Genomic DNA, 12,908 nt, shown 5'->3' on the forward strand with positions numbered 1-12,908 from the left:
AGCAGGCTGTGAATTATTCATCGCAGTGATATTACGGAGAAATCCGTTTGGTTAAGGATATATTTCACCATGGAAATCAAAATAAACGGCCGGATGGTCGCCCTTGACGACGTCTCGCCCGAGACGCCTTTACTCTACGTGTTACGCAACGATCTTGGCCTAAACGGCCCCAAATACGGCTGTGGTCTGGGGGAGTGCGGTGCCTGTACGGTGCTGATCGATGGCGTTGCTGCTCGTTCTTGTTCCATCCCGCTGAGCGGTGCGCTCAATAAATCCATTACCACGCTGGAAGGCCTCAGCGAAGCAGGACAACTGCATCCGGTTCAACAGGGGTTTATCGATGAGCAGGCCGCACAGTGCGGGTATTGCACCAATGGCATGATCATGACCCTGGTGGCGCTGTTTGAGCGCAACCCGCAGGCCGATGAGCAACAAATCAAAAACGAACTGGCCTATAACCTGTGTCGTTGCGGCACCCATATCGAAATCTTGCGCGCCGCCGCCAAAGCCAGACAGCTGTTGGCTGAAAGGGGGCAGGCATGAGCCGTCTGGAAATAACCCGCCGCCGTTTGTTACAGGCCGGTGGCGTGGTGATGGTCAGCAGCCTGTTGCCTGTATCACTTAATGCTTTTGCCGCCGATCCTGTCACCCTGGGCAACCTGCCGCTGGATCGCGTGGACAGCTTTATCGGCCTGACCGCCGACGGCCGGGTTACCGCCTTTAATGGCCATGTGGATCTTGGGACCGGCATTCGCACGGCGTTGGCGCAAATCGTTGCCGATGAAATCAGCGTCCCTTTTGACGATGTTACGGTCATTCTGGGGGATACCCAGCGTACGCCGGATCAGGGCCCCACCATCGCCAGTGCCACCATTCAGGTGACCTCAATACCGCTGCGTCAGGCGGCGGCGCAGGTGCGGCAATTGCTGCTGGGGCTGGCCGCGCGTGCTTTCGCGTTGCCGGTGGATAAGCTGCGTGCAGAAAATGGCCGGGTGTTTGCAGTGGATAAACCCCATGTCAGCCTGAATTATGGCGATCTGGCCAGCGGACAAAACTTACAGGTGACGCTGGATAAAACGGTCAAGCTGAAAAGCGTGGCGGAGAGCCGTTACGTCGGCAAGGCGGTGCCGCGGGTGGATATTCCGGCCAAGGTTACCGGCCAACTGACCTATGTGCACGATCTTCGCCTGCCGGGCATGCTGCACGGCAGAGTGGTGCGGCCGCCTTATACCGGGGCGGACAGCAGCGCCCCCCTGGGCAGTGGGCTGCTGTCGGTGGACAGAGCTTCTATCTCTCATCTGCCAGGCATCGTCAAACTGGTGGTGATTAACGATTTTATTGGCATCGTGGCCGAGCGCGAAGAGCAGGCGATCGACGCCATGCGCCAATTGAAGACCGTATGGCGCCCGTGGTCCGGGCTGCCGGATCTCTCGGGGGATGGGCTGCATGCGGCGTTGGTGGCTAACCCGAAAACCGATCGTGTACTGCGTGACGATGCTGGCGTCGATGCGGCGCTGGGGTCGTTGCACACCGAGGTTAATGCCGATTACGTCTGGCCCTATCATCAGCATGCTTCCATCGGGCCTTCCTGTGCGGTGGCCGATGTCACCAGTGAACATGCAGAAATCTGGTCGGGTACGCAAAACCCTCATGACCTGCGTAAAGACATTGCCCATTTGCTCGACCGGCAGCCGGAGCAGGTGCACATCAACCGGATGGAGGCCTCAGGTTGCTATGGCCGCAACTGCGCCGATGACGTGTCGGCAGATGCCGCGCTGTTATCACAGGCCACCGGCAAACCGGTCAGGGTACAGTTGATGCGCGAGCAGGAGTCGGGCTGGGAGCCCAAGGGCACCGGGCAGTTGATGCGGGTGCGCGGTGGGCTGGATCAGCACCGGCAGGTGGCGGCCTATGAGTTGAAAACCAGTTATCCCTCCAACAATGCAGTGACGTTGTCACTGGTATTGACCGGCAAGGTAGCCAATCGGGCCGACGTACAGCAGATGGGCGACAGAACCGCCATTCCGCAGTATGAATATCCGAACATGCGGGTGATTTGTCAGGATGCTGCGCCGATCGTTCGGGCTTCCTGGATGCGCGGGGTGTCGGCGCTGCCCAACGTGTTCGCCCACGAGTCGTGGATTGATGAACTGGCATGGCATGCCGGGCAGGATCCGATCGCTTTCCGCCTGCAATATCTGAAAGACCCGCGCGCGGTCTCGTTGATCAATGCACTGAAGAAACAGGCTAGCTGGCAGGAGGGTCCGTCGTATCGCAACCCGGCACCGGATACGCAGGCGTGGGTCAGTGGGCGTGGCTTTGCCTATGCGCGTTACTTCCACAGCAAATTCCCCGGTTTCGGCGCCGCCTGGGCGGCCTGGGTGTGCGACCTTAGCGTCAATCGCCACAGCGGCCAGATCAAGCTTGATAAAATCTTCGTTGCCCATGACTGCGGACGCATCATCAACCCGGCCGGAGTGCGCCATCAGGTGCATGGCAATATTCTGCAGTCCGCCAGCCGGGTGCTGAAAGAGTTCGTCACCTTTGACGCTTCGGCGGTGACGTCGCTGGACTGGGGCGGCTACCCGATCCTGCGCTTTGACGAGTTGCCGCAGGTAGATGTTCAACTGCTGGACTATCCGGATGAGCCGCCGATGGGGGCGGGAGAATCGGCTTCGGTGCCGAGTGCGGCCGCCATCGCCAATGCGTTATTTGATGCACTGGGGGTACGCCTGCGGGAAGTGCCATTTACTCCCGAGCAGGTGCTGAAAGCGTTAAAACAGCAGGCTCCCGCCAACGCAGCAACCAGGGATAAGTCACTATGAGCAAATTAAAGAAAGCCGCCGGATGGGGCAGTCTGGCCGTCATCGCCGTAGTGGTCGCTGGTGCCGTGGTCAGTTGGCAGCCGGAAATTGCGCCGCGTGATGCAAACGAGACCCACGTTTTTAGTCAGCAACAGATTGCCCGTGGCAAAATGCTGGCCGATCTTGGTGACTGTTCGGTCTGTCATACCCGGCCGGGCGGTAAACGCAACACCGGCGGGCTGGCGATGGAGATCCCCTTCGGCACTATCTACACCACCAACATTACGCCGGATAACGAAACCGGTATTGGCAAATGGTCGTATGCTGCCTTTGAACGGGCAATGCGTCATGGGGTCGATCGCCAGGGGCGCTATCTCTATCCTGCCTTCCCCTATACCGCCTTTACCCGTACCAGTGACGAAGATCTGCAGGCGTTATACGCCTACCTGATGTCACAACCGGCGGTGAACTACCAGCCACCCGTTACCGCATTGAGTTTTCCGTTTAACATTCGCCAGGGCATAGTGACCTGGAACTGGCTGTTCCTGACGCCGGGCGCGATGAAAAACAACCCTGAGCAAAGCGCCGAATGGAACCGGGGAGCCTATCTTACCGAGGGGCTGGGTCATTGCAGCGCCTGTCATTCACCGCGCAATTTGATGTTTGGCGAAAAAGGCGGCAGTGCGCACTTGACCGGCGGCGTGGCGGAAGCCTGGACGGCACCGTCGCTGACCGGCAGTTCGGCGGCACCGCTGGATTGGACCCGGCAGGATTTGCTCAGCTTTATGCGCACTGGATATTCGGCCAATCACGGTGTGGCTGCAGGGCCGATGGCACCGGTAATTGAAGAGGGGCTGTCACGCCTGCCGGAGCAGGACCTGCAGGCCATCGCTACCTATCTTCGCAGCTATCACCCGCAGCAACCCAGGGTCGCAGAGGCTCGACGGCTGAATGACTGGGCCGAGTTAAAAACGGAGCCGTTAACCACCGAAGGGGCACGTATTTTCTCCGGTGCCTGCATGGCTTGCCATGCTCAGGAAAAGGGCGCGCAAATGGCCGGGGTCAGACCTTCACTGGCGCTGAACACCAATCTGTTTGCCGATACGCCAGACAATGCGATTCGGGTGGTGCTGGACGGGATCCAGCGGCCGGCCAATATCAATCTGGGATATATGCCGGCATTCCGCCATAACCTGAACGATGGGCAGATTGCGGCGTTGCTTGATTTCCTGCGGCAAAGTTACGCCGGGAAAGCGCCGTGGCCTGACCTGCAGGCGCAAGTCAGCCGCATACGCAGCGAAACTGAAGATAGATAGGATTGTTAGATAGATAGCTTTGCTAAATAGGGGCCATTGCAGGCCCCCTATTCAGTGAATCACGCACAGCTCATTCCAATAGCTGAAACGGACGCGCTGTTTCAGTCGGTTATTCCACAGATAAAGCGTCATCGTTTGTTCCTCCGCCATGTCTGTCTTAATAAATAACAGCTATTGCTGAACCGGGCGAATACCTTATTTTGCTGAGCTTTTGATATTTTTGGGATAACCGTGCCTGGGTTTATCGGTGATAAATTCGGTTTAAGGCAGGTTAACTCTCGTCAGCCAGACAGGGCTTTTTCTTCACCTGCATCAGCCGCCAACCAAAGTTCATGCCCGCTGCCGCCAGCAAGATGGCCGCAGCGCCCAACAGTTGCATCAGGCTCAGGCGGTGGCCGAACACCGCCCAGTCGACGATAATTGCCACTATCGGATAGATAAACGACAAGGCACCCACCAGGCTGGTCGGGATTTTCTGGATCGCGCTGTACAACAGCGAGGACATCAACCCGGTATGCACCAGGCCAAGGGTCGCCAGCAGCAGCCAGGTATTGGCCGTTGACGGCAGAGCGCCCAGCCCGGCGAAGGGGGCCAACAGCACCACGCCAACGGTGAGCTGAATCAACACAATCAGATGCGGCGGCACCCCTTTCAACTGTTTGACGATCGCTGCCGCGACTGCATACATAAAAGCCGCGCCCAGCGCCAGCATCACACCGGTAAAGTAATGGGAACCGGGAGCGCCGCCGTTATGTTTGCCGGTAATGATCAGCAGCATGCCGCCAAAGGCCAATAACAGCCAACCGATCTTATTCGCCGTCAGTTTTTCACCAAAAAACAATACGCCCAGTCCGACCAACATAAAGGGCTGCACGTGATAAGTGACCGTTGCCACGGCAATAGAGGCGTAGGAATAGGCAGCAAATAGCAGCGTCCAGTTCAACACCAGCGCGACCCCACCCAGTACCGCTATTGCGGCCTGTCGCCGGGTTAACCGGCCCTTTTTCAGCAGGCCGAGCAGGGCGCAGGCAACCAGCATCGCCAGCGCGCCAAAGGCACAACGCCAGAAGACCACCGTGGTTGCCGGTTGCCCCAGCATCACCACCGGCCAGCCTACGGTGCCGGAAATCATCATGGCGAGCGTCATCTGCCATACGCCGCTGGTTTTCACTTTCATTCACCTTCTCCCCATTTGTGCTCAATGCTTGCCGATGTCGACAGTTATCATTAAAATGAACAACTGGACATTATGATGAACAGGTTGCAACTGTTCGTCAAGTCGAACAATCGGATGATATGGTGAACAATGAGCGATAATACCGGCAGTAACGTCACCCCCATTGGTCTGCTTTCCAGCGCCATTCGCCGTGAACGCGAGCGACTGGGGCTGTCGGTTACCGAGTTGGCACGGCGGGCGGGTATAGCAAAATCAACGCTTTCGCAGCTGGAAACCGGCAACGGCAACCCCAGTCTGGAAACGCTGTGGGCGTTGGCAATGGCGCTGGATGTGCCGGTCAGCCGGTTAATTTCTCAGCCGCGTCAGCACGTTCAGGTGATCCGCGCCAATGAAGGGGTGACCACCGTTTCCGAGCAGGCCAACTACGCCGCGACCTTGTTGGCAACCTGTCCGCCGGGCGCGCAGCGCGATATTTATCGCCTGAGCGTGCAACCGGGCGAAGCACGCATTTCGCGCCCGCATATGCCGGGCACCATTGAGCACGTGATTATCAGTAGTGGCCGGGCGCTAGTCGGGCCGAAGGACCAGGCGGTGGAGCTGAGTCCGGGGGATTACATCAGTTACTCCGCCGATCGGGAGCACATTTTCGAAGCCCTGGCAGCGGATACCACGGCGGTGATGCTGATAGAGCAAGGCTAGTGCCGTTGGATCACTCAAGCGGGGGTTCGGTGTAAAAGGTCATCTTTTCATAATGGTCGTTAAGCAGATTAACCTCCGCCGTCACGTTGAACCCCAGCGTTTGATACATTCTGCCCAGATAGGGTTTGCTCTTGTCGGCCAGCAAGCCGACCTTTTGGAAACCCTGTTTTTTGGCCTCAAGCGTCACCTGATTGACCAAACGTTTCGCAATTCCCTTACCCCGACATTCCGGTAACACCGCCAAAGAATCAATATAGATTTCATCCGGATCAGACTCATTTTCCATCTCGGGCAGAGATTCGGTGATGGCCTGGAAGCCGGACTCATCTTCGCCGCGAAAGTAGAGGATACAACCCAGGATCCCGCAGTTGCTTCGGGCGACAAAGATGTTTCTGTAACTGAAGTAGATGTCATCACGGCTGAAATTTATTTCATACTGATGGAGGGCATCGTTAATATCATCCTTACCGGAAAGCGCCAGTACGGCATCTTTATCTGCCAGGGAGATGAGCCTTACAATTTCTGCGGCATCGGTTTTTTTCGCTTTTTCGATAATGATATTTTCCATAAATAGCCTTCCTTTTGAAACGTGGCCTTTGTATTTTGAAACTTGCTGCCCTGAATGATACCTCGGATCCCGTCAGGCGAATCGGTATTTTATTGAAAACGCTTCTCATTTATACTACTGTGCCCGCCCGTTGTGACGGTGAACCGCGCCTGATTAAGGCCATCGTCTGGTTTAAAAACCTTCAAGGAATGAAGATGAAAATTGTTATTCCCTCAATACTGTTGCTTGCCGGTCTGACTGCCGCGCAACCGGCAACGCTGCTGGCCGCAGAGGCCGCGACGGCTACCGCGCAAGAAAACGCTGCCCGTAATGACTTTAGCTTTGTGCGTTACCGCGCCGATTATCAAGTGCGGGCCAATGCCAGCAATGTGAAAACCGAGAGCTACGAAGTCCTGCTCAAAACCAAAGCCGCGGTCGAAAAATTCAGCCAAATCCGCCTGAGTTACAGCGAGAAAATGGAAACGCTGGAGGTGGTCTCCGCCTATACGCTGACTTCCGATGGCCAGCGCCACGATGTGGCACCCGATCGTATCTATACCCAGGAAAGTTATTCCAGTGCCTCGGCTCCCTTGTATGCCGATCGCAAGGTGCGGGTCATCGTTTTCTCCAACCTGGCACCGGGTTCGCGCGTGGTGTATGAACTGCGTCGCACGCAAAACACGCCGTATTTCCCGGATTATTTTGGCCTGTGGGAAACCTTCAGCGTATTCGATCAATTTGATGACGCGGAGGTTAACCTGCAGGCGCCGGCAGATTTGCCGATGCATGTGTTTACCCGTGGCGTGGAAGGTGGCAATGCGCCGCAGGTGCGCGATGGCCAGGCACACTGGCGCTGGCATTATCAGCGCAGCGATCCGCTGAAGGCCCAGAACTGGTCGGCGAACAGCTGGACGTTCAGTCCAACCATCATGGCCAGCACCTACCGCGAATGGCCACAGTTGGCCAAAGCCTACCAACTAAAGGCCAGCCAGGCGGCGAAAGTCACCCCGGCAGTGCAAACCCTGGCGGATAAAATCACCAGCGGTATCAGCGATCGTCGTGAGCAGACGGCGGCGATCTACCGCTGGGTGGCACAAAATATTCGCTACGTTGCCGTGTATTTGGGCAACGGTGGGCTGGAGCCCAATTCGGCGCAGAGCATCCTTGATAACCATTACGGGGACTGCAAGGATCACGTAGTGCTGCTGGAGGCATTGCTGGCGGCCAAGGGCATCGTCAGTTCGCCGGTGCTGATCGGCATGGATGAAGGGCCAACTCTGCCAACGGTGCCGCTGTTGGGGCGCTTCAACCATGCGATCACCTACGTGCCGGAATTCAAGCTGTATCTGGATTCCACCAATCCCTGGGCCCGATTTGGTCAACTGCCGGGGGCTGACCTCGGGGCGCCGGTACTGATCACGCGCGAAGCGAAATTAGCGCGCACCCCGGATAATGACGAACTGCGCAATAACACGTCACTCAGCGTGGACTTTGTTTTCGATAAAGCGGGCAATATGCGTGGGCAGACGGAGCGCAAACTGGGTGAGGTGGATGAGATTGACCTGAGGGGCTATTTTTCCCAACTCAACCAGCAAAACCAGGCGCGGGTAGAAGAAACCATTATGGCTTCCTCCGGTATTGATGGCCGTGGGGAAATTGCGCTACACGGCGATCCTTTCGATCTCAAAAAGCAGTTTGGTTACAGCTATCGTTTCAAGGCCGAGGATTATGTCGATTTTGGCGTGGTAGGCGGGATGACGGTGCCAACGCCGCCTGGGGGGAAATCTTTCCGTACCCTTTACTCCACGACGTCGGCACCGACCAACGAAACGCCGTTCTATTGCACCGCACAGCGCTATGACGAAACCTATCGGCTGAATTTACCCGCTGGCGTGCCGATCATTGCGGTTCCAAAGAACCAGCAGTTCAATAATACCGCCGGTGAATACCGGGTGACATGGCAGCTGGAAGGGCGACAGGTGGTGGTTAACCATCGGCTGCAGATGAATGCCATTCGCGGCAAGGATGCACTCTGCCAGCCGCAGGATTACCCGGCATTCCGCGAGCTGTTCCAGCAGGTACGGCGTGGTTTCCGTGGGCAGGTGGTTTATGGCGAATTGTCGAATGCTGCGCTGAATAAAGCCGGCGGATAACCCTGAGCATGCCCCGTCATTACGGGGCATGCTTCACCACGACAGCGTCTGACTGTGGCGTTTTAATTCATCAATAAAGACCCTGACTTTTTTGGGCACGTATTTACGGTTGGCGTAATAAACCCACATCGGTGGCAGTGGGCGACAATATCCCGACATTATTTCGACCAACGTTCCCGCCTCAAGCTCTTTTTTGATCCTGTGACGTAAAAATACATGAGCAATACCAATTCCTGCACGAGCGGCCTCGATAATAGCCTCGGTATTGTCGGTAATAAAAACTCCCGGCAGGTCAATGTCATGATCTTGCTCACCATCGGTCAGCGACCATTTATGCAATATGCCACGATCGGGGAAACGAAAGCGTATGCAACGATGTTGTTGCAACTGAGCAATATTCGTAGGGGCCGCATGTTTTTCAATATAATCGCGTGAGGCGATAAGGGCACAAGGCAGCGCCGGAGTTATTTGTACGCCAACCATACCGGGCTGCAATTTATCTGCCAGCCGAATACCCACATCAATTCGTTCCTGAATAATGTCTATCAAATGGTCTTCGTAATTTATTTCCAGAGTGATTTGTGGATAGCGCCGATTAAATTCGGCCAGCAAAGGCGCCTTAAGCAATTCTTTTGCCATTTGTACGGCGGTGATGCGCAGATGGCCAGAAGGCAGGTCCTGGCTCTGATGCAGGCCTTCGCGAGCATTAAGTATATGTTGATAAAAAGGCGCCACACTTTGATAGAACCATTCACCGGCTTCACTGAGACTAACGCTACGCGTCGAACGATGAAACAGCTTCACCGCCAACTCGGTTTCCAGTTGCCCGATCCTCAGGCTGACTGCGGCTGGCGTGACGCTAAGCATGGCGGCCGCTCTGGAGAAATTGCCGGCTTCGACCACGGTCAAAAACAGGTGAATGCCGTTAAGCGGATCTTGTCTATTCATAAGATAAACTAACAACTGTTGTCAGGTGAGTGGGTATTGTTCACATCCTAGCGCAACTTTATAGTTTTCCCCAGTTTCGTATTAACGGGGTTACTTGCCATGTCAGGATCGTTCTCGTTGGATTATGCCCGGCAAATTATTGCCAAAGGGATCAGCACCGCGCAGCAGCAGGGGCTGGCGGTCTGTATTTGTGCCTATGATGACGGCGCCAATATGATCGCCTTTGCGCGTATGGATAATACCCCGCTGGGGGCCATTGATTTAGCCCAAAGGAAAGCGAAAACATCGGCATTATTTCGTATTCCCAGTGCCGACTTGGGCCGGCTCTCAGGTTCAGGACAAGAGTTGTGGTCGATTGAACACAGCAACCAGGGGCTGGCCTCTTTTGCCGGCGGACTGCCAGTCTATTCATCTGCGAATGAATTTATTGGCGCAATTGGCATTTCCGGCGCCAAATCCCATGAGGATGCTTATATTGCAGAGATCTGTTTGAAATAAATGCATACCCGTATTTAACTGCATTTTTTAAATAAAATTCCATTTAATAATATAGACCATTCTGCTTGTGGCAGAAGGAGGCCGTATGCCTGAAATAACCCGCAGGAAATTTATCATCAGCAGCGGTGCGGTGGCGGCAACGTCGGTATTACCCGCTATGACCGTGAGTGCCAACCAAATTAATGTGAACAAAGGAAATCATCAGATGGTTAATAATACAATATTAGTGACAGGCGCAGGGTCCGGTTTTGGCCGGGAAGTTTCACTGGCGCTGGCGGCCCGTGGGCATAAGGTGATCGCCGGTGTCCAGCTCACGCCCCAGGTTACCCAGTTGCTTGAGGCCGCCAAACAGCGCGGCGTTACGCTACAGGTTGAAAAGCTGGATATTTTGGACCGCCGGGATCGGGAGTTCGCGTGGAAATGGGATATTGACGTGTTGTTCAATAATGCCGGTATTGCCGAAGCGGGTGCGGTGGCAGAAATGCCTATCGACGTGCTGCGATCCCAGTTTGAGACTAACGTGTTTTCCAGCATGGCGCTGACTCAGGGCTTTATTAAACAAATGGTGGGGCGCAAGAGCGGCAAGATCGTGTTCGTTTCTTCCGTTGCCGGTTTACTGACCGGTGCTTTTACCGGCGCTTACTGTGCGTCCAAACATGCATTGGAGGCGATAGCCGAGTCCTTGCGCATGGAACTGGCCGATTTTGGCGTGAAGGTGGCCACGGTCAATCCCGGGCCTTATTTGACGGGTTTCAATGATCGCATGATGGAAAGTTTCAGGGTGTGGTACGACCCCAAGGTGAACTTTATTGATCACAGCAAGCTCAAGTTTCCTTTCGATCAGTTCGATCCGCAGGAGATGGTGGACAAAATGGTCAGCGTTATCGAAGAAGAGAACGGCTTATTCCGTAACCTGCTGCCTGAGTCCTTCATTGAAGTGGTGAAGAATGACCAAAAAGACGGGTGGACGCGTAAGCAATAACAGCGTGTTGGCCGGCCGGTTGTTGTTACCGGCCGGCCATTTTCAATTACTTTTCACCACCATTACTTTTTCACCACCAATCCCATCCCGCGGCCACGAGGATCAGACGCCGTCTCTGGCGTATCGCCGTTGACGCGGATCACCTGAATATCCCCCATGTACCAGCCCTGATCTTCCAGCTTATAACCCATGGCTTTCAGTTGTTCCGCCACTTTGCCGGTCAGTGGGGCAAAGCTGTCGAAGAAGATGGTGTCTTTAGGCAGCAGTTGGTGATGAACGCGCTGGGCGGCCACGGCCTTGTCCAATGGCAGTTGGTAATCATAGATGTTGTTTATCACCTGGAAAATCGAGGTGAAAATACGCGAGCCGCCGGGGGTACCAATCACCAGGCTGACGTTACCGTCACGGGTGATAATGGTCGGGCTCATGGACGAAAGCATGCGTTTACCCGGTTCAATGGCATTGGCATCGCTGCCGACCACGCCAAAAGCGTTGGCGACACCCGGTTTGGCGCTGAAGTCATCCATTTCGTCATTCAGCAGGAAGCCGGCACCTTTCACCACCACGCCGCTGCCAAAGTCCCAGTTCAGCGTATAGGTGTTGCTGACCGCATTGCCCTGAGCGTCAACAATCGAGAAATGGGTAGTCTGGTGCGGTTCCAAACCAGGCCGCACTTTTTCGGTTGGCGAAATGGCGGTGGGGTTGATCTCCGCAGCCCGTTTTTGCAGATAGTCCGGCGCGACCAGTTGAGCTACCGGGACCTTGGCAAAGTCCGGATCGCCAAGATAATCGGCGCGATCGGCAAACACGCGTTTCTCAATTTCCGACAGCAGGTGAATATAACGTGCCGAATTGAGTTCTACGCCTTTGAAGTCGGCGGCGCGGTCTTCTTTGATGCCCAGCAACTGAGCCAGTGCGATGCCGCCAGAGCTGGGCAGCGGGGCGGTGTAAAGGGTGTTACCGCGCCAGGAGATTTGCATTGGGTCACGCCATTTCACCCGATAGTCAGTCAGATCCGCCTGGGTAATCAGACCACCATCGCGCTGCATCTGGGCCACCAGCAATTTGGCCGTTTCCCCCTGATAGAAGTCTTCGGCGCCCTTATTGGCGATACGCTCCAGCGTTTTGGCCAGCTCCGGTTGTTTAAACACCGCACCGGGTTTCATGCTGCCAAAATAATCGCCAAAGTTGGTTTTTCCGGCGAACAGCTTGTTGGCGTCTTCACGGTACTGATATTGCTGATCGGCCACCTTAAAACCCTGCTGCGCGTAACCGATGGCCGGGGTTAACAGCTCGGCCCAGGGTAATTTACCAAAGCGTTTATGTGCCTCCCACAGCCCCAGTACCGTGCCCGGCACACCGGCGGCCTTGGTTCCCACCAGGCTGAGGTTTTCAATTACCTCGCCTTTATCGTTCAGGTACATGGTTTTGGTGGCCGCTTTGGGGGCGATTTCACGGTAGTCGAGGAAATAGGGCTTACCGTCGACGTACAGCGTCATAAAGCCGCCGCCGCCAATGTTACCGGCTTCCGGGTAGGTCACCGCCAGGGTAAAAGCGGTGGCGACGGCCGCATCGACCGCGTTACCCCCGGCCTGCAAAATTTGTGCGGCCACTTTGGCACCGTATTGATCCGGTGCCGCTACGGCGCCGGCATTCAGATTTGCGGCCAACACCGAGGGGCTAAGAGTGGCAAGTGCCACGCTGAGTGCTAAGGTTTTCAATAAGCCAGAATGCATAGCGGTTCCTTTTCGAATTGAACGATGGCAGGTGACTTCAATCTCAAC

General features: G+C 55.5%; 11 protein-coding genes. 7 read left to right on the top strand and 4 right to left on the bottom strand.

Going from position 1 to position 12,908, the window contains the following annotated elements:
- The first annotated feature begins 69 nt into the window (after positions 1 to 69).
- The 3 genes from FCL49_RS02085 to FCL49_RS02095 are packed head-to-tail and all read left to right on the top strand — an operon-like array spanning position 70 to position 4,120.
- The gene (locus FCL49_RS02085) at positions 70 to 543 is read left to right on the top strand and encodes a (2Fe-2S)-binding protein (protein WP_153860376.1); all 474 of its coding nucleotides are present in this window, start codon (positions 70 to 72) and stop codon (positions 541 to 543) included.
- Positions 540 to 2,825 (top strand): xanthine dehydrogenase family protein molybdopterin-binding subunit, encoded by a 2,286-nt coding sequence (locus tag FCL49_RS02090; protein ID WP_174352211.1) that lies wholly within the window; start codon positions 540 to 542, stop codon positions 2,823 to 2,825. Before FCL49_RS02085 ends, FCL49_RS02090 begins: the two co-directional genes overlap by 4 nt.
- Entirely contained in the window at positions 2,822 to 4,120 is a 1,299-nt protein-coding gene (locus tag FCL49_RS02095; RefSeq protein WP_174352212.1) for a c-type cytochrome, read from the top strand. The genes FCL49_RS02090 and FCL49_RS02095 overlap by 4 nt, the downstream gene beginning before the upstream one ends.
- 271 nt (positions 4,121 to 4,391) lie before the next feature.
- On the opposite strand, the gene FCL49_RS02100 is transcribed toward FCL49_RS02095, so the two are convergent.
- Complete coding sequence (locus FCL49_RS02100; RefSeq protein WP_174352213.1) at positions 4,392 to 5,297, bottom strand: DMT family transporter; 906 nt, start codon at positions 5,295 to 5,297, stop codon at positions 4,392 to 4,394.
- Positions 5,298 to 5,426: 129 nt separating this feature from the next.
- Between FCL49_RS02100 and FCL49_RS02105 the strand changes: the two genes are divergently transcribed.
- Complete coding sequence (locus FCL49_RS02105) at positions 5,427 to 5,996, top strand: helix-turn-helix domain-containing protein (RefSeq protein WP_174352214.1); 570 nt, start codon at positions 5,427 to 5,429, stop codon at positions 5,994 to 5,996.
- Positions 5,997 to 6,006: 10 nt separating this feature from the next.
- On the opposite strand, the gene FCL49_RS02110 is transcribed toward FCL49_RS02105, so the two are convergent.
- Positions 6,007 to 6,564 carry a GNAT family N-acetyltransferase gene (locus FCL49_RS02110; RefSeq protein WP_174352215.1) on the bottom strand — a complete coding sequence of 186 codons (558 nt, stop codon included), beginning with the start codon at positions 6,562 to 6,564 and terminating at the stop codon, positions 6,007 to 6,009.
- Between the two features lie 194 nt (positions 6,565 to 6,758).
- On the opposite strand from FCL49_RS02110, the gene FCL49_RS02115 reads away from it, so the two are divergent.
- Positions 6,759 to 8,696: a DUF3857 domain-containing protein gene (locus FCL49_RS02115; RefSeq protein WP_174352216.1), complete on the top strand. Its 1,938-nt coding sequence runs from the start codon at positions 6,759 to 6,761 to the stop codon at positions 8,694 to 8,696.
- Positions 8,697 to 8,729: 33 nt separating this feature from the next.
- Here FCL49_RS02115 and FCL49_RS02120 read toward each other — a convergent pair whose 3' ends face one another.
- Positions 8,730 to 9,659, bottom strand: a complete 930-nt coding sequence (locus FCL49_RS02120) for a LysR family transcriptional regulator (protein ID WP_217434295.1) — start codon at positions 9,657 to 9,659, stop codon at positions 8,730 to 8,732.
- Positions 9,660 to 9,743: 84 nt separating this feature from the next.
- On the opposite strand from FCL49_RS02120, the gene FCL49_RS02125 reads away from it, so the two are divergent.
- The gene (locus FCL49_RS02125) at positions 9,744 to 10,142 is read left to right on the top strand and encodes a GlcG/HbpS family heme-binding protein (RefSeq protein WP_174352217.1); all 399 of its coding nucleotides are present in this window, start codon (positions 9,744 to 9,746) and stop codon (positions 10,140 to 10,142) included.
- An 85-nt stretch (positions 10,143 to 10,227) separates the two neighbouring features.
- Positions 10,228 to 11,124, top strand: coding sequence for an SDR family oxidoreductase (locus tag FCL49_RS02130; RefSeq protein ID WP_217434294.1), 897 nt, complete (start codon positions 10,228 to 10,230; stop codon positions 11,122 to 11,124).
- 62 nt (positions 11,125 to 11,186) lie between these two features.
- On the opposite strand, the gene ggt is transcribed toward FCL49_RS02130, so the two are convergent.
- A complete protein-coding gene (ggt, locus tag FCL49_RS02135) occupies positions 11,187 to 12,860 on the bottom strand; it encodes a gamma-glutamyltransferase (protein WP_174352218.1) in 1,674 nt (557 codons plus the stop codon).
- Positions 12,861 to 12,908 lie beyond the last annotated feature (48 nt).

Origin of the sequence: Serratia proteamaculans, assembly GCF_013337185.1 — a bacterium.
Lineage (GTDB): Bacteria > Pseudomonadota > Gammaproteobacteria > Enterobacterales > Enterobacteriaceae > Serratia > Serratia proteamaculans_D.

What these genes read in the sequence shown, in the direction of transcription:
- FCL49_RS02125 (WP_174352217.1), top strand. Translation starts at nt 9,744, where the DNA reads ATGTCAGGATCGTTCTCGTTGGATTATGCCCGGCAAATTATTGCCAAA.
- FCL49_RS02110 (WP_174352215.1), bottom strand. Translation starts at nt 6,564, where the DNA reads ATGGAAAATATCATTATCGAAAAAGCGAAAAAAACCGATGCCGCAGAA.
- ggt (WP_174352218.1), bottom strand. Translation starts at nt 12,860, where the DNA reads ATGCATTCTGGCTTATTGAAAACCTTAGCACTCAGCGTGGCACTTGCC.
- FCL49_RS02090 (WP_174352211.1), top strand. Translation starts at nt 540, where the DNA reads ATGAGCCGTCTGGAAATAACCCGCCGCCGTTTGTTACAGGCCGGTGGC.
- FCL49_RS02095 (WP_174352212.1), top strand. Translation starts at nt 2,822, where the DNA reads ATGAGCAAATTAAAGAAAGCCGCCGGATGGGGCAGTCTGGCCGTCATC.
- FCL49_RS02100 (WP_174352213.1), bottom strand. Translation starts at nt 5,297, where the DNA reads ATGAAAGTGAAAACCAGCGGCGTATGGCAGATGACGCTCGCCATGATG.
- FCL49_RS02085 (WP_153860376.1), top strand. Translation starts at nt 70, where the DNA reads ATGGAAATCAAAATAAACGGCCGGATGGTCGCCCTTGACGACGTCTCG.
- FCL49_RS02115 (WP_174352216.1), top strand. Translation starts at nt 6,759, where the DNA reads ATGAAAATTGTTATTCCCTCAATACTGTTGCTTGCCGGTCTGACTGCC.
- FCL49_RS02105 (WP_174352214.1), top strand. Translation starts at nt 5,427, where the DNA reads ATGAGCGATAATACCGGCAGTAACGTCACCCCCATTGGTCTGCTTTCC.
- FCL49_RS02130 (WP_217434294.1), top strand. Translation starts at nt 10,228, where the DNA reads ATGCCTGAAATAACCCGCAGGAAATTTATCATCAGCAGCGGTGCGGTG.